Source organism: Flavihumibacter solisilvae (assembly GCF_000814475.1).
In the GTDB taxonomy this organism is placed as follows: Bacteria; Bacteroidota; Bacteroidia; order Chitinophagales; family Chitinophagaceae; genus Flavihumibacter; species Flavihumibacter solisilvae.
The window spans coordinates 52,425-69,376 of the sequence record NZ_JSVC01000027.1; the positions used below are offsets into that span (position 1 = coordinate 52,425).

A 16,952-nucleotide genomic window follows, 5' to 3' on the forward strand; every position below is an offset into this window, starting at 1 on the left:
TGAACGTATCAAACATTTGTTGTGTTATTCCTCAATATTCTATAAATTAATGGTATGGCAAAATTATTACCTGCTGCGGGGGTACTGCTTATCGCTGATCCGTTTCTGAAAGACCCGAATTTCATGAGAACGGTCGTGTTTCTTTGCGAGCACCAGGATGAAGGCAGTTTTGGGTTTGTGCTGAACAGGCAATATGATTTCACCCTCGACCAGTTGATGGCAAGCGCTGAAGGAATGCCGATCACCGTCTACTATGGTGGACCGGTTCAGATGGATACCATACATTTTCTTCACCAATTTCCTGACAAAATACCGGGAGGCTTCGAAGTTACAGATGGTATTTATTGGGGTGGCGATTTTGAAACTGCGGTTTCATTGTTGAAATCAGGCGATATCGAAGTCTCTGGTATCCGGTTTTTTATCGGTTACTCCGGGTGGGCTGAAGGCCAGCTGCAGGGTGAACTGAAGGAAAAATCATGGATTACTTCACGCGGCACAAGCAAACTGATCTTTCATGAAGACTTCAATGCAATCTGGAAAGATGCACTCCTCGAGTTGGGCGGCGATTATGAACAACTGGTAAACTACCCGATAGATCCCCAACTGAACTGAACAACCAGTCATTCCAGGATAAAAGAACGACAAAAAACCGGCACACCCATTTCTGGGGACCGGCTTTTTGTCTGACTTACCAACCCACGAATCCCTCGATGATAACATTGACAGCATTCTCCCGACCAACATTGCAGCTTACCCCATCCTGTCGCTTTTGTATCACCGGGATCCTGATGCAATATTAACTACAACAGCCGGGCTGCACCAGAGTGTTTTAGCGGTAAATGGTATGGTGAAAACACCCTGAACAATGTTTAAAAGCAAAAAACCCGCAGCCTTTCAGCTGCGGGTTCAGTCATTTCCCTAGATTATAGACCGTGCCGGTTATTCGAATTCTCTCCTTTCTTGTTCCAGGGTACGCGAGTCAGGCTTATCGGTTCGATTCAGCCGGAACAGCACCTTCAACCAACACGGTTACTTTATTATGGAATACTTCAACAAATCCGCTCTGGATCGTAAATGCAGTTGATTCATGCTGGTTTTTATCCTTCAGCACCTTCAATTTTCCTGCTTTCAGGGCGCTTACCATTGGTGCGTGTTTTTCCAGTACCTCAAAAAGTCCATCCACACCAGGCAATTGCACACCGTACACTTCACCACTGTAAAGTTTTCGTTCCGGAGTCAGTATTTCAAGATTCATATTTCAGTTTATCATTTGTGGATTGGGGTTAGTTATCCCCAGCAATTGTTATCCCTGTGCCTGAGCAAGCAGTTTCTTGCCTTTTTCAATGGCATCTTCAATAGTACCAACCAGGTTGAATGCGGCTTCAGGATACTCATCCACTTCACCGTCCATGATCATATTGAATCCGCGGATTGTGTCTTCTATACTTACGAACACCCCCTTCAGACCGGTAAATTGCTCTGCCACGTGGAAAGGCTGGCTGAGGAAACGCTGTACTTTACGTGCACGCTGAACCGTCATCTTGTCCTCATCGCTCAGTTCGTCCATTCCAAGGATCGCAATGATATCCTGCAGTTCCTTATAACGCTGAAGAATCAGTTTTACGCGGTTGGCCGTGTTGTAATGTGAATCGCCAACTACCTGCGGACTAAGGATTCTTGAAGTTGAATCCAGCGGGTCAACCGCAGGATAGATACCAAGGTCAGCGATTTTGCGGCTGAGTACGGTCGTAGCATCCAGGTGAGCGAAGGTAGTCGCAGGAGCCGGATCGGTAAGGTCATCCGCCGGTACATAAACCGCTTGTACGGAAGTAATTGATCCGTTCTTTGTTGAAGTAATACGCTCCTGCATCAGTCCCATTTCAGTTGCCAGGGTAGGCTGATATCCTACTGCGGAAGGCATACGTCCAAGCAGAGCCGAAACCTCCGAACCTGCCTGGGTGAAACGGAAGATGTTATCCACGAAGAACAGGATGTCTCTTCCCTTACCTGTACCATCTCCATCACGGAAATATTCAGCTATGGTCAGTCCACTCAGGGCTACGCGCGCACGGGCACCAGGAGGTTCGTTCATCTGTCCGAAAACGAAGGTTGCTTTTGACTCCTTCAGTTCGTCCAGGTTTACTTTTTCCAGATCCCATCCACCTTCTTCCATGCTATGTTTAAAGGCATCACCATATTTCATGATTCCCGCCTCGATCATTTCACGCATCAGGTCGTTTCCTTCGCGGGTACGCTCACCCACACCTGCGAATACAGACAGACCACCGTGTCCTTTTGCGATGTTATTAATAAGTTCCTGGATCAATACGGTCTTACCTACTCCGGCACCGCCAAACAGACCGATCTTACCACCTTTCGCATAAGGTTCAATGAGGTCAATTACTTTGATACCTGTGAACAGCACTTCCGTAGATGTGCTGAGGTTTTCGAATAACGGTGGCTTATTGTGAATCGGACGGCCATTGCTCTTGTCAACTGCAGGAAGTCCATCAATAGGATCACCCGTTACATTGAAAAGGCGACCATTTATGCTTTCGCCGATTGGCATGGCAATAGGTTTACCGGTGTCAACTACTTCCATTCCGCGTACCAGACCTTCTGTACCGTCCATCGCGATACAACGAACACTGTCTTCCCCAAGGTGCTGCTGTACTTCAAGTACCAGAGGCTCAGCGTTTTCGCGCTTTATTTCAAGGGCGTTCAGAATTTCGGGTAATTTCCCATCGAATTGTACGTCCAGTACCGCTCCGATGATCTGTTTGATCTTTCCTTTAGTTGACATTTTATAAAGACCTTTTTTGGTGAGGTTTTCGAATTTTGCCGCAAAGGTAAGGGTTGGGCCGTAAAATCCATCATTTCAACAAGGAATTTGAAGAATCCCGATCCCCGTTATTGGTTATTTTTATTCAACACTCGTTTACCATGAAAAAACCAGGCCCGTTCTATGTTTTTGCCCTGATATCGGTCGGGATTCTCCTGCTGGTCCTGCCCTGCTGCCAGATGCCCGACAGTTCAGCCGAAAGCCCTGATATACCGCGGGACACTGCAATCTCAGCTGAAAATGCCTATTCCGGGCTTTTTTTCGACAGCCTGGCAATGGAAGAATATCTTGATAAAATAGCCGTAGCAGATACAGCGAAGAAGCTGTTCCGGGAGTTTTATAACCAGCGAAACTTCCAGTTTGCGTGGTTCGATACCTCGGGAGTCGCGGAACAGGCGCGTAGTTTCTGGAACCTCCAGGAAAATTTCCTCGCTTACCAGGGCGACAGCAGTATTTATAACCCGTTTCTGCAGCGTTGGTCTGACTCGGTGGCAGTTTATGGACTAAAAGCCATCCCGGACAGCACCAGGCCACATGTGGAATGGGAAATGACTTTCCAGTTTTTCCGTTATGCCGCAAAAGCGTATCTGGGCAATAAAAACCTCGATGCTTCGGCACTGAAGTGGTATATCCCGAGAAAGCGGATTGATATACTGTCGCTTCTCGACACACTGGTAATTGACAAAGGCATGGACATCCGCCGGTATGAGCCTGTAAACCGACAGTACACTTTACTTCGTGAACAGCTGAAGCGCTACTATTCCATGAAACAAAACGGCAGCTGGGACACACTCATCACCCGTAAATCCCGGCTGAAGGAGGGAGACGCCGATTCCGTCCTTTTAAAATTAAAACATCGCCTGTCCATGGGTGGGGACCTGGAAAGAAATGACTCTACTATTTTGTTTACAAAGGAAGTTACGGCGGCAGTAAAAAACTTCCAGCAACGGTATGGATTGAAAGAAGATGGTGTAATCGGCGGCACGACGCTCACAGAACTCAGCCGGCCGATAACTTACCGGATAAGGCAAATCCTGGTGAACATGGAACGATTGCGGTGGGTTCCCAGCGAACCGACAAGCGACTACCTGCTTGTTAACATCCCGGAATACCGCCTGCACGTATATGAAGGGGGGAAATATGCCTACAACATGAATGTAGTAGTGGGTACCTCCACAAACAGTACAGTAATCTTTACCGGGAAGCTACGGAATGTAGTTTTCAGCCCTTATTGGAATGTACCTCCCGACATACTTAAAAACGAGGTACTTCCAGGCATAAAAAGAGATCCGGCTTACCTCGCCAGGCATAATATGGAATGGAATGGCGGCCGTGTCAGACAGAAGCCCGGACCTAAAAACTCCCTTGGACTGGTCAAGTTTCTCTTCCCGAACAGTTACAATATATACCTACATGATACACCTTCCAAAAGCCTTTTTTCTGAAAATAAAAGGGCATTTAGCCACGGATGTATCCGTGTATCTGAACCCGAAAAACTGGCAGCCTGGGTATTAAGGTCTGACAGCAGCTGGAACACCAACAGGATCAGTCTTGCCATGCATTCAGGGAAAGAACAATATGTAGTTGTAAAAAAAGATCTGCCGGTTTTCATAGGATATTTCACGACATGGGTTGACCGGGACGGAAAATTGAATTTCCGGGAAGATATTTACGGGCATGATCAACGGATGAGTGAGAAAATGTTTGGAACGGAACGCAGTCAGTAATGATCTGGCTGCTATTTTTTCTTTGACTTTCTGAATAAGAAGCTTGTTCCGAGTTTTACCAGGGAAAGTATGGCTGCGCTTTTAAGTGAACCTGAAAGTAATCCGCCAGCAGGGGTATTTTTAGATTTAGGAGAAATAAGGTTAGCCAGAAAAGAAGTACCTGCATTAATTGCCATGCTTGAAAGTTTAGTGGCTGCAACCGCGGGCACTACACTAAAAAGTCCGGCTTTAAGCGCTTCCTTAGGAAGTGTTTTCAACTGATGCTTAAGCGCATCTTCCTGGGCCTGGATAACAAGCTCCAGCCGTCTGGCCTCTAACCGAAGGTCACGGACATTATTAATGGTCGAGAGATCTCTTTCACTTACTTCCTTCAGTATGTTCATCATCTGCAGTTTTATCAAAAAAGACGCGTACAATAGTGTTGGTAATGAACGGGTCGATATATTTTTTCCGCAACAGGAACACAATTATAAATAATAAGACATATATGAGGGCGACAATACCGAATCCATAGAATAGACTCCCGGTCACTTCTGCAAAGTAGTACCCTGCCATCATGCTTATAAAAAGCAGGATCAGAAATGCCAGCATCATCAGCACAAGGAAAATCACCAGCAAAGACGCCAGTCGTGCTGTCTTTTCCGTGGCCAGTAGTTTTAACAGCAGCAGCCTGTTCCTGATATACTGCTGAAACATTTGTCCGGTTTGCTCAAAATATCCAGGTTCCTGCTTATCCTGCTTATCCATATAACGTTTCTTGATCAGGTGTTTATGCTACCAGTCTCAGATTCAATATCAGATCCGAATTTTTGTACAGTGTCCTTTACTTTTTCACCTGCAGAAGTGAGTGTTGACTTAAGTTCTTCAAGCATTTCCTTGCCTTTTTCAGAAGTCAGGAAATAAGCAATGGCAGCACCGGCAGCTGCACCTAAAAGAACACCGGTCATGAATTTTGAATTTTCGCTCATGTCAAAGGTTTTCCGATTAACTTATATAAATTTACGCCTTCCACATTGAAATAATCGTACCAGTAGATAAATTAGCGGCTTCGGATTAACTAGGCCGGCTTCGGCACAGAAATTCACAACAACAATGAAGGTCATATCGGTTGAAGATAAAAACCAGGCCAGGCAGTTTTTGCAGGTTCACATAGAAATGAACCGACACAACCCGGATTTTATTCGTCCGCTTGACCAGGAAATAGAACAGGTTTTTGACCGCGAAAGGAATAAAGCTTTCAAGTTTGGCGATTGCCGAAGATGGCTCCTGGTCAATGATTCCGGAAATTTTATTGGAAGAATTGCAGCTTTTACACATTCAAAGTATCGCTCGAAAGGTGATTACGGACCTGTAGGTGGAATCGGATTCTTCGATTGTATCGACAACCAGCCAGCTGCTTCAATCTTATTCGACACTGCTGCCGAATGGCTTCGCAATAAGGGGATGGTTGCAATGGATGGCCCGATAAATTTTGGGGAAAGAGACAAATGGTGGGGATTACTTGTAGAAGGATTTCAACCGCCACCCTTCGGCTTAAATTATAATCCACCTTACTATAAGAAGATGTTTGAAGCCTATGGCTTCAGAATTTTCTATCACCAGATCTGCTGGAGAATGGATGTATCCGGTGAATTCGGGCAGCTTAGTCCGAAATTTTATGAGGCTCACCAGAAGTTTGCTAAAAATCCGCTTATCCAGGCAAGGATGGTGAGGAGGAATGATATCGAAAAATATGCGGGCGATTTCTGCAAAATTTATAACGAAGCATGGGCCAAACATGAGGGTAACAAGCAAATGACCGAGGCTCAGACAATCCGGTTATTCCGGACCATGAAACCGATTCTTGACGAATCAATTGCCTGGATAACATATGATAAAGAAGAACCCGTGGCGATGTGGATCAATATACCTGACATGAACCAGATCTTCCGTCATTTTAATGGCAAAATGAACCTGATAAATAAGCTCAGGTACCTGTATTACAAATGGATGGGCGAATGCAACCGCTTTATCGGCGTGATCTACGGCATTGTACCCCGTTACCAGGGTTCGGGAATCGATTATTATATGATTGTGGAGGCGGAAAAGGTTATTAAGAAAAACGGCAGATATAAAGAGCTGGAACTGATGTGGCAGGGCGACTTCAATAAGAAGATGCTTAATATTTCCCGAAACCTGGGGGCAACGGAAAGCAGGCGGCTGATTACCTGGCGGTACCAGTTCGACCGAAGCAAGGAATTTTACAGGCATCCTTTTATAGATTAAAAAAGATTAATGAGAATAGTTGAAGTTCAGACATCGCAGCATTGTCGACAGTTCCTGGATCTGCCTGTAATTATATATAAAGACTTAAGTGAATGGATCCGCCCGCTTGACAAGGACATTGAAGAGGTGTTCAGTCCGGCGAAGAACAAGGCATTTCGCCAGGGAGCCGCTACCAGATGGTTGCTGTTAAACGGAGACGGGATGCCCGTAGGCAGAATTGCTGCATTCATAAATAAAAAGTACCGGAACAAGGGAGATAATGGCCCGGTTGGAGGAATAGGATTTTTTGAATGTATAAACGATTTTGAGTCAGCACGGCTATTGTTTGACACAGCAGCAGACTGGTTAAAGAATAAGGGGATGGAAGCGATGGACGGACCAATCAACTTTGGTGAACGTGACAAATGGTGGGGGCTGGTAACTGATGGATTTCAGTCACCACTTTATTGCATGAACTATAACCCCCCCTACTATAAAGCCTTGATGGAACAATATGGGTTCATGCCTTTTTTTAACCAGGTATGTTTCGGAATGCACCCGAAGGAAATGCTTCCGAAAAAACTCATTGAACGGCACCAGGTACTTGAAAACGACCCTGCCTTTCGTGCCAGCCAGTTCCGGAAAGACCAGCTCGAAAAATTTGCAGCTGACTTTCATATCGTTTACAATAAGGCATGGGCCGGTCACGCTGGCAATAAGGAAATGAGTCTCGAGCAATGCAGGAAGATCTTCCGTAGTATGAAACCGGTTATGGATGAAAAGATTATTTGGTTTGCTTATTACAATGAGGAGCCTATTGCCATATTTATCAACCTGCCAGATTTGAATCAGTGGTTCAGGTACATGAACGGAAAATTCGGCTGGTTTCACAAATTGCTCTTTCTCCTGATAAAAGCTACCCGTCCCAACAAAAGATGCGTTGGAATTGTATTTGGAGTAACGCCGGAATGGCAGAACAAAGGTGTTGACAGTTTCCTGATTGTTGAAGCTTCAAAAATTTTCCGCAGCCAGCTGTCTTATGAAGAATACGAAATGCAATGGATTGGCGACTTTAATCCCAAAATGATAGCTGTGGCGGAGAAGCTTACTCCTATCAGGACACGAACACTTACCACATACCGGTATTTATTTGACCGCGAAAAACCATTTCAGCGTCATCCCGTACTGTGAAGAACCACCTGGCATGCACGTGCAAACATTTACCTAATTTAGCCGCCTATGGAACAGTTTATAGTTTCTGCCCGGAAATACCGGCCACAGAATTTTTCGACAGTTGTTGGTCAGTCGCACATTACAACAACATTGAAGAATGCCATCCGCAATCAGCAGCTGGCACACGCTTTTCTTTTCTGTGGACCAAGGGGAGTTGGTAAAACTACCTGTGCCCGTATCCTGGCAAAAACTATCAATTGTGAAAATCCCGGCGCAGATGGTGAAGCCTGCAACACCTGTCACTCCTGCACCTCCTTTAACGAAGGCAGCTCCCTGAATATTCATGAACTCGATGCCGCGAGCAACAACAGCGTCGACGACATTCGTGCGTTGGTTGAACAGGTCAGGTTTGCGCCGCAGGCAGGCAAATACAAAGTATATATAGTGGATGAGGTGCACATGCTTAGTACCAGTGCATTCAATGCATTTCTGAAAACGCTTGAAGAACCGCCGTCATATGCAATCTTCATTCTCGCCACTACCGAAAAACACAAGATATTACCTACTATTCTCTCGCGATGCCAGATTTTTGATTTTAAACGCATAACCACTTCCGATACAGTGGAGCACCTGGAAGAGATATGCGAAAAAGAATCTATCCATGCTGAAAAGCCGGCGCTTCAGGTAATAGCCCAGAAAAGTGAAGGATGTATGCGTGACGCTTTAAGCATCCTGGACAAAATAGTGAGTTTTACCAACGGTGAGCTGTCCTATACCAATACGCTGGAGCACCTTAATATACTGGACGCGGATAATTATTTCAAACTGATGGATTGCATGCTGGCACAAGACCTATCCGGTGCAATGCTGCTCTATGACGACATCAACCGGAAAGGTTTTGAAGGCGACCTGGTTTTGAATGGTTTTGCAGAATTCATCCGCAACCTGCTGTTAAGCATAGACGAAAAGGTAGCTTCCCTGATGGAAGTAGTGGAAAGTTTCAGGAGCAGATATATTGAAACTGCCGCGAGAGTGAGCCCAGCTTACCTTGTAAGTGCACTCAACCTGCTGGCCGAAGCAGAGATAAATTACAAGGCTGCAAGGAATAAGCGACTGCATGTCGAACTTGTCCTGATCAGGCTGTGCTACTTGCAGCAAGCAATTGAGCTGGTAAACGACGGAGGTAAAAAAAAACTGACGGAACTACGGCCGCTTAATTTTCGGATACTCGGTCCTGTTGCACAGACTGCTTCAATCCAAACACCTCCTGCACCGCAACTAAATAACCCGGCACAAGCTACCAGCCCAATAGCGGCTTCACCTGCTCCTGCTACTAACCCCAAAGCGGCTGTAAAGGAGAATCAGCCAGGTGGCGCTGTTTTAATAATTGAGGATAAAGTGACACCCCATTCTGCCAGGCCCGCCGCCGGTAAGCTGGGATCGTTGAAAAAACTTCGTGAACAGGTAAGCAGCACTACACAGACAGGCACTGCAAGAAGTGCAATTATCCTTACAGACGAGCTGCTGAAAATGGCATGGGACGAGTTTATTGAACAATTGAGGGCTGCACGTAACCCTGCAGTCCAGAGCTTCGAACTCGCAGAACTTAAGGTCTTGGACAATCAGACATTTACCGTGGTCACGCCAAACAACCTGCAACAAAAATTCATCGATGGAGAAAGAATCCCATTGTCTGAATATATGCAGCAGCGCTTCCATAACCGATATCTTACATACCAGCTGATAGTTGAGCAGCGGGAAGACCTGATGATTAAAGTGGAAATGCCGCTAAATTCAAGAGAACGATTTCAGCAAATTATAGAACAATTCCCATTGGTTAAAGACCTCAAAGACCGGTTAAGGCTTGAGCTCGACTATTAAAAGAACAGACCTGAGCACTTCCAGGATGTGACGATACTGCGAAAATCGGCGAACCCGGACGCTCAGCGATTTCTCCTTTTTCACAAGTCAGCAGCCCCGTAATGCAATATGAATCCCTGAGTCCCATTATAAAGATGGGCATATAAGATATAAATCAAGAACAGAAATCCAAACAGTAAAGGGATTAACTTTGCCCACCATGAGTAACTCACTGCCACACGACAGCATTGTGCCTTTTGGTGACACGCGCCGCAGCAAGAAAGAACAGGTAGCTGAAATGTTTGACCAGATTGCATTCCGTTATGATTTCCTGAACAGGTTTCTTAGTGGCGGCACAGACATTTACTGGAGACGAAGGGCCATCGCCGAATTGAAAGCGGTAAAACCAAAACTGGTGCTGGATGTAGCAACCGGTACTGGTGATGTGGCACTCATGACGATGAAATACCTTCAACCTGAAAAGATCATAGGAATTGACATTTCCACCGGCATGCTCGAACTCGGCCGGAAGAAGATTGCAAAGGCAATGTTAAACGACAGAATTGAACTTGTGGAAGGTGACAGCGAAACAATAAATTTTCCAGTTAACACGTTTGATGCAATAACCGTGGCCTTTGGCGTACGCAATTTCGAACATCTGCAACAAGGATTGAAGGAGATGCTGCGTGTATTAAAACCTGGGGGCAAACTTGTGGTCCTTGAATTTTCCAGGCCTAAACAAACAGGATTCAAAGCACTGTACAAGTTGTATATGAAACTTGTTGCTCCCGGCATCGGCAGGCTCATTTCGAAGAACAAAACTGCATACCAATATCTTAATGATTCCGTACAAGCCTTCCCGGAAGGCATGAAATTTGTGAACATCCTGCAGGAATGCGGATATACCGGTACCTATCTAAAAACGCTGAGCTTAGGAATATGCACAATATACTGCGGAACAAAACCTACAGAAAAGTAAGTATTATCCTGTTATTCCTGCTGGGCATGTCTGGCGTTTACAGTTCAGCGTTTGCTCAATTGAGGGAGTCGCTCAATATGCCGGACAATGATGACAAGTGGTATCACATTGGTATCGTGATCATGGGAACATCCAACCGTTTCCAGATAAGCCAGCATGAAAGATTCCTTCAGTATGACAGCGTGTTGGTTTCAAACCCCAACAACAGCTTTGGATTTGGCATTGGTGGTATGCACACTTTCCGTATAAGCAACCGCTTTGAGGCACGTGTTGTTTTTCCGCAATTACTATTCGTTAATAAGTCGATCAATTATCACTTAAAATATCCGGATCCTGGTAAGGAGGAAACTTCTGTCATGAACCAGAATGTCGAATCCATACTCCTGGGCATCCCGGTTCAGCTCAAATTAAAGTCCGACCGGATAGGAAATTTCAGGGTGTATATGATGGGCGGTTTCAAAGTAGAGACAGATTTATCTTCCAAAGCAAATGCCCGCAACGCCGAGAATTTTGTGAAGCTGAAAAAAATGGATTTTGGAATTGAAGCTGGTATTGGATTTAACTTCTACAATAAAATGTTCATTTTCTCTCCGGAGATCAAGATCAGTAATGGCATCGGAAATGTGCATTCACGCGACGAAAGCCTGAAGTACTCTAACGTGATCGACCGCATTCAAAGCAGGCAGATCATCTTCTCCGTAATTTTCGAAGGATAATTTTTTCGTATCGGATGCATTGATTAAATTGATCATATGCTGCTTCCCATCAGTGATGACAATACCGACAGGCACAGGACGCCATATTTCACATGGGCACTTCTGGCAATCAATATTTTCGTTTTCATTTTTCTTCAGGGATTTGGAAGTAATATCGCCTTCACCTATGCATACTCCACGGTTCCCGCAGAAATATTGACCAACACTGATATCATAACAGAATCGCAGGTGATACGTGATCTTCAAACCGGCGAGCAATTTGAAATGCCTGGTTTACAGTTGACACCTATACCGGTCTATTTTACCCTGGTAACCTCTATGTTCATGCACGGAAGCCTAGCACATCTCGGTGGCAACATGTTATACCTCTGGATATTTGGTGATAACCTGGAAAACAGACTTGGACACATCGGCTACCTCTTATTTTACCTTTTATGTGGACTCATTGCCTCGCTGAGCCATGTGTTTTTTACTCAGTTCACAGGGGCGAATCCCATGGTGCCCAGTCTTGGGGCGTCGGGAGCAATATCCGGGGTAATGGGCGGGTATCTCATGTTGTACCCGACGCGGAGAGTAAATGCACTTCTTGGCTGGATAATAGTGGCTATCCCAAGCTGGGTGGCTTTAGGCCTTTGGATCTTGCTGCAAGTTTTCAGTGGGTTTGGTACTATCGGTGGTGCGGGAGACGGGGTAGCATATGCTGCACACATCGGTGGATTTGCTGCCGGATTCCTTCTTATCAGGCTTTTTACGGACAAAACCCCACGTCCACCCAGGAAGCAGCAAACCCGCTGGGTCCAACGCAGATACTGATCTATTTTAGATTCAGAATGAGGATGCTGATTGAATTCGACTGATCATGAGCTGGTAACAATTGCGTACCAGTCGGTCTGCAATCTGGTTCCTCGAAGGCGGATAATCATCAAACCGGTTGTTGATAAGCGCCCAGTCCGAACTGGACAGCGCCCTCTTGTCACCGGTGAATCGCGCCGTTTCCTGTTTCCAGTCGAACCGGTCGGGAAACCTGTCAAACACGATATCACGATTTGTTTCACGGTCGAAAATCCTGCACTCCAATGTGGCGTATGAAGTTAAATATCGGCGGTTTACAAAAACCGTGGCGGTTACGGTTGTATACACCGGTTTCGGGGGGTTGGTTTTCGTTTTTCCGGTTTCAATCTGCGCCGTCCGCTGGTAGGATCTCGAGTCCGAATGCAACTGGTCGATGAACAGGTCTGTGAAAACGAGGTCAACGATCCTGTCTGGCACAAGCTGCTGCGACTTGATTTCCCAGTCAGAGTAAAAACGGACATTTGCCCAGGCCCTCGAGTTAAGGTCCCGAACCATTTGCTGTTGCAGGAAGTCACTCTGGAATCCCCAATAACTCCAATTATAACGGTAATAATTTACCGGGTTCACAAGGACCCGTAACGTAGCCCGCGAAGCAGCTTCATTCAACAAGCGATTGATGTCTCGGTAACCAGGTGAGATTTTGGCAGCCCGGCTGAAATTATCATAGGCCTTTTGCGCATAGTCCCGCGTGTTATAACTCATAAATGTCATACCCTGTTCATAATATTCCTCGACCGCTTTTTGCCGCGCATCGTCAATCTCGTTCGACGGATCCCAGGGTTCGGACAACGCCCTGGTTGCCGCAGGTGACTTTTTCACCTGTTCATACATCTGCTTCACCACAGCCCACTCTTTCGCCACATCTTCGAACCGAAGTCCGGGCTGGCCATGGCTTTCCAGTTCTGAGGTTACCTGTTTCCTTTTGCTGACTGCCGCTGAATAGGCTTCCGGCAATTGCCTGGACGCTTCCCTGTCAGCCGGGTTTTTATTAAGCCTTTCTATCAGATCGAAGACCGCCTTGTCCTCGTAGGTATATCGGTTGGACAGGGACCTGCCGCCGCCACAGGCGGTCAGCAAAACAACCCACAAAACCAACAGATATTGATATATTTTCATATTATGAAATTTAAACTTAAAAGAAGAATTTTCCATCAATGGCACAGATTTTTCTAATAAGGGTAGAGGTATGAAAATCCCATTAAAAAGGCCTTCCGGAACACCCCGACCAAACCGGCGCCATGAATATGGGTTATATTTAGATAACTGAAATTCCCTGCAAAATCCCATTCTATGGTATCAGTAATTATCCCGGTGTTAAATGAAGGTGCTACCATCCGCAAAGTGATCAAAATCATTAAGCAGACCAGGTTGCCCATTGAAATCGTTATTGTAGATGACAACTCAACGGATAATACGATATCGGAAGCGAGAAAGGAAAATGTAAGGATCATAACGAGCAGCATGCGGGGAAAAGGATTGTCCATGCGTGAAGGTTTGCTTGCTGCGAAATATGAGGTTGTAGTCTACCTTGACGGTGACATCATAACATACCCGCCAAATGTCGTTGACCTGCTTTCGCAACCGATCATTGACGGCAAGGCAGACTTTGTAAAGTCCACATTCAAAAGGCAGGCCGGGCGTGTAACACAGCTGGTTGCGAAGCCATTGCTGAGCATATTGTTCCCCGAACTTGCATACCTGGAGCAACCGCTGAGCGGCATGATAGCAGCTAAGCGGTCATTCCTGAAACAAGTCAGTTTTGAGAAGGATTATGGCGTTGACATTGGCCTGCTGATCGACATGCACCGGTTGAATGCGAGAATTCAGGAGGTAAATATCGGACGGGTTCAGAATGCCATGCAATCACTCGAACAATTGGGAAAAATGTCAAAGGAAGTTTCCCGCACAATCCTGAACAAGGCAGACGCTCTGGGCTCTCCAAACCTTGGAATGCTGGGACCGATTGATCTAATTAATCGCCAGATGGAATCGGCGGTAATGGAATCCATTGAAAAAATGGAAAAGATGGTGCTGCTTGAAATGGATCATATTGTTTTACAGGGCAATTTTCTCGATACAGCTTCAAAAAGTCTCGGATTAGCCGGCGGGCTCAAAGAGATCAATGAACACTACCTAGATGGCAAGGACCGCCTGAATGCAATAGCGACATTGTTTGCTGGAACAAGTATGCCTGAGTTGCTCGAGATAGCAGATAGCATGTCGTTGGCAACGGGCGTCCGCGAACTGATCACCGAACTCCGGAAACGAGGCTATACTGTAGGTATTGTAACGGAACAGTTCTCCTGCGTGGCCAAGCATTTGAAAAATGTACTGGGATTTGATTTTATTCTTTCCAACCAAATGGTGCTTAAGGATGGAATTGTTACAGGCGAAATTGACTTCGCGCCTTATTTCTTTTCGGTGGAAGGGGAAAGCAAGTATGGCAAACAAAACTTATTTGCGCATATTCAGTTACGCTATAAACTATCGTCTGGCAATATCATCTATGTTACCGGTACTTATCTCGACCGGGAAAGCCTGCAACAGGCAGGTATCGGCCACCTTGTAGAATCAGGAGATGTGCTTTCACTACTGGATTTATTGCCAGGCAAAAAGCCAGAACGAAGCCTGATCGGCTTCATGGCCCCTCCCAGACCTGCTGCCCTGGTACTGCCGGCCGTCATGTTAACCGCCATCGGAGTAGTTGCTTACCTGGGCCTGAAAGCATTCAGAAACACCATCGAGGATGTCACTTCATCGCCTGAAGACAGAAACCTCGCTCCCGCTTAAATTCGTCGGCTGACGAACTACAAAATAAAAAAGCGCCCTGTTAAAGGGCGCCTTCATTAATATTCGTTAGTCATTTAAACCAACATCCGTAAAGGCTCTTCGAGCAGAGATTTCAACGTTTGCAGGAATGCGGAACCGGTAGCGCCATCTACAACACGGTGGTCACAGCTAAGTGTTACCTTCATAACGTTCCCGGGTACAACCTGGCCATTTTTAACTACAGGTACCTGTTGGATCGCACCAATTGCAAGAATACAACTGTCGGGGGGATTGATAATTGCGGTAAACTCGTCAATTCCAAACATCCCAAGGTTACTGATAGTAAAGGTGCTGCCTTCCCAGTCAGAAGGTTGGAGCTTCTTATTCTTCGCGCGGGTAGCAAAATCCTTCACTTCTACTGCGATCTGAGCCAATCCTTTCGTATCAGCGAACCTTACTACAGGTACAAGAAGACCATCTTCCACTGCCACTGCCACTCCGATATTCACATGATGGTTTGTGCGGATACTTTCTCCCATCCAGCTGCTGTTAACTGCAGGATGTTTTTTCAGTGAGAGAGCGACAGCTTTGAGCACCATGTCATTGAAAGAGATTTTTACAGGCGCGGTTTCATTGATCTGCGCTCTGCTTGCCACAGCTTTATCCATGTCAATAGACATGGTAAGGTAAAAATGTGGAGCCGTAAACTTGCTTTCAGCCAGGCGCTTGGCTATTACTTTACGCATTTGAGAAACCGGCTTGTCTTCGAAGCTCACCTGTCCTGCAGGCGCTGCCTGAACAGCAGCAGGTGCTGAAGCAGGTGTAGCTGACGGAGCGGCCGCAGGAGCTTTTTCCGAAGGCTTGAAGGTTTCGATATCTGCTTTAATAATCCTGCCACCATCGCCGGATCCCTGGACCTGGTTGAGGCTGATTCCTTTTTCTGCAGCCATTTTCTTGGCAAGCGGGGAGGCTTTCACCCGTCCGTTAGTTGCAGCTTCCTCTTGTGACTGTGTCCCTGACGGCGCCGAAGTTGTCTCTGCACTTTCAGAAGGCTGACCAGACGGCGCTGAAGCTGATCCACCACTGCCGGCTGCTGCCTTAATTGCCTCCAGGTCAACTTTGCCCTCCTCACCTATCACACATAGTAAAGAGTTAACGGGAACTTTGTCACCCTTATTTGCACCGATATATAACAATGTGCCATTTTTATAGCTTTCGAGTTCCATTGTAGCCTTATCAGTTTCCACTTCGGCCAGGAGGTCACCCTTACTCACCTTATCACCAACTTTTTTATGCCATTCTGCAATCACACCTTCTGTCATGGTGTCGCTAAGCCGAGGCATAAGAATAACTTCTTCCACCTTGCTCAGGTCAAGTTGGGTGCCGGTATTTCCTTTAGGAGCAGGAGCGGCCTGGGGAGTTTGAGGTGCCGGCTGGGGCTGGGGTTCTGCAGCTTTTTCGGCGGCAGGCTGTGCTTGTGACGCAGCCTGAGGCTGAGAAGCGCCCGCGCCAGAATTTGCAGCAACGAGAGAAGCAATGTCTTCACCTGGATTGCCAATAATAGCAAGCAGGTCATTTACCTGGAGCTTGCCGCCCTTTGCAACACCAATATGCAATAAAGTGCCATCCTTATAGCTTTCGAGGTCCATGGTCGCTTTATCAGTTTCCACTTCTGCCAGCAATTCGCCTTTCTTCACCGGATCTCCTACCTTTTTATGCCAGGCTGCGATCACCCCCTCGGTCATGGTATCGCTCAAACGGGGCATCAATATCACTTCTGCCATTTGACG

The 16,952-nt window shown here is 46.2% G+C and carries 17 protein-coding genes; 10 read left to right on the plus strand and 7 right to left on the minus strand.

All coding sequences use genetic code 11. The features are described 5' to 3' along the window. Positions 1–54 precede the first annotated feature (54 nt). A complete protein-coding gene (locus OI18_RS20440) occupies positions 55–612 on the plus strand; it encodes a YqgE/AlgH family protein (RefSeq protein WP_039143410.1) in 558 nt (185 codons plus the stop codon). A gap of 67 nt (positions 613–679) precedes the next feature. Further along, positions 680–862, plus strand: coding sequence for a hypothetical protein (locus OI18_RS24580; protein WP_152616902.1), 183 nt, complete (start codon positions 680–682; stop codon positions 860–862). Positions 863–985: 123 nt separating this feature from the next. On the opposite strand, the gene atpC is transcribed toward OI18_RS24580, so the two are convergent. Then, positions 986–1,255 (minus strand): ATP synthase F1 subunit epsilon, encoded by a 270-nt coding sequence (atpC, locus tag OI18_RS20445; protein ID WP_039143412.1) that lies wholly within the window; start codon positions 1,253–1,255, stop codon positions 986–988. A gap of 48 nt (positions 1,256–1,303) precedes the next feature. Continuing rightward, positions 1,304–2,803, minus strand: a complete 1,500-nt coding sequence (atpD, locus tag OI18_RS20450) for a F0F1 ATP synthase subunit beta (protein ID WP_039143414.1) — start codon at positions 2,801–2,803, stop codon at positions 1,304–1,306. Between the two features lie 140 nt (positions 2,804–2,943). Between atpD and OI18_RS20455 the strand changes: the two genes are divergently transcribed. Continuing rightward, the gene (locus tag OI18_RS20455; RefSeq protein WP_039143417.1) at positions 2,944–4,569 is read left to right on the plus strand and encodes a L,D-transpeptidase family protein; all 1,626 of its coding nucleotides are present in this window, start codon (positions 2,944–2,946) and stop codon (positions 4,567–4,569) included. Positions 4,570–4,580: 11 nt separating this feature from the next. Here OI18_RS20455 and OI18_RS20460 read toward each other — a convergent pair whose 3' ends face one another. The 3 genes from OI18_RS20460 to OI18_RS20470 all read right to left on the minus strand — a co-directional run bounded on the left by OI18_RS20460 (position 4,581) and on the right by OI18_RS20470 (position 5,537). Continuing rightward, positions 4,581–4,952, minus strand: a complete 372-nt coding sequence (locus tag OI18_RS20460; RefSeq protein ID WP_039143420.1) for a hypothetical protein — start codon at positions 4,950–4,952, stop codon at positions 4,581–4,583. Further along, positions 4,927–5,265, minus strand: a complete 339-nt coding sequence (locus tag OI18_RS24005; RefSeq protein WP_160290269.1) for a phage holin family protein — start codon at positions 5,263–5,265, stop codon at positions 4,927–4,929. The genes OI18_RS20460 and OI18_RS24005 overlap by 26 nt, the downstream gene beginning before the upstream one ends. 65 nt (positions 5,266–5,330) lie before the next feature. Beyond that, complete coding sequence (locus tag OI18_RS20470; protein WP_039143421.1) at positions 5,331–5,537, minus strand: YtxH domain-containing protein; 207 nt, start codon at positions 5,535–5,537, stop codon at positions 5,331–5,333. A gap of 124 nt (positions 5,538–5,661) precedes the next feature. Between OI18_RS20470 and OI18_RS20475 the strand changes: the two genes are divergently transcribed. The 6 genes from OI18_RS20475 to OI18_RS20500 all read left to right on the plus strand — a co-directional run bounded on the left by OI18_RS20475 (position 5,662) and on the right by OI18_RS20500 (position 12,354). Then, positions 5,662–6,834, plus strand: a complete 1,173-nt coding sequence (locus tag OI18_RS20475; RefSeq protein ID WP_039143424.1) for a hypothetical protein — start codon at positions 5,662–5,664, stop codon at positions 6,832–6,834. Positions 6,835–6,843: 9 nt separating this feature from the next. Beyond that, entirely contained in the window at positions 6,844–8,004 is a 1,161-nt protein-coding gene (locus OI18_RS20480) for a hypothetical protein (RefSeq protein ID WP_039143427.1), read from the plus strand. Between the two features lie 48 nt (positions 8,005–8,052). Next, the gene (locus OI18_RS20485; RefSeq protein ID WP_039143430.1) at positions 8,053–9,867 is read left to right on the plus strand and encodes a DNA polymerase III subunit gamma/tau; all 1,815 of its coding nucleotides are present in this window, start codon (positions 8,053–8,055) and stop codon (positions 9,865–9,867) included. Between the two features lie 199 nt (positions 9,868–10,066). Next, positions 10,067–10,825, plus strand: a complete 759-nt coding sequence (gene ubiE, locus OI18_RS20490) for a bifunctional demethylmenaquinone methyltransferase/2-methoxy-6-polyprenyl-1,4-benzoquinol methylase UbiE (protein ID WP_039143432.1) — start codon at positions 10,067–10,069, stop codon at positions 10,823–10,825. Beyond that, positions 10,786–11,541, plus strand: a complete 756-nt coding sequence (gene porT / locus OI18_RS20495) for a type IX secretion/gliding motility protein PorT/SprT (protein WP_039143435.1) — start codon at positions 10,786–10,788, stop codon at positions 11,539–11,541. Before ubiE ends, porT begins: the two co-directional genes overlap by 40 nt. Positions 11,542–11,577: 36 nt before the next feature. Further along, positions 11,578–12,354 carry a rhomboid family intramembrane serine protease gene (locus OI18_RS20500; protein WP_052273443.1) on the plus strand — a complete coding sequence of 259 codons (777 nt, stop codon included), beginning with the start codon at positions 11,578–11,580 and terminating at the stop codon, positions 12,352–12,354. Positions 12,355–12,366: 12 nt separating this feature from the next. On the opposite strand, the gene OI18_RS20505 is transcribed toward OI18_RS20500, so the two are convergent. Continuing rightward, positions 12,367–13,509 carry a hypothetical protein gene (locus OI18_RS20505; RefSeq protein ID WP_152616903.1) on the minus strand — a complete coding sequence of 381 codons (1,143 nt, stop codon included), beginning with the start codon at positions 13,507–13,509 and terminating at the stop codon, positions 12,367–12,369. 174 nt (positions 13,510–13,683) lie between these two features. Here OI18_RS20505 and OI18_RS24010 point away from each other — a divergent pair, with 174 nt between their 5' ends. Further along, on the plus strand, positions 13,684–15,183 hold the full coding sequence (locus OI18_RS24010; protein ID WP_052273444.1) for a glycosyltransferase: 1,500 nt from the start codon (positions 13,684–13,686) through the stop codon (positions 15,181–15,183). Between the two features lie 74 nt (positions 15,184–15,257). On the opposite strand, the gene OI18_RS20515 is transcribed toward OI18_RS24010, so the two are convergent. After that, the gene (locus OI18_RS20515) at positions 15,258–16,946 is read right to left on the minus strand and encodes a pyruvate dehydrogenase complex dihydrolipoamide acetyltransferase (protein ID WP_039143670.1); all 1,689 of its coding nucleotides are present in this window, start codon (positions 16,944–16,946) and stop codon (positions 15,258–15,260) included. Positions 16,947–16,952 lie beyond the last annotated feature (6 nt).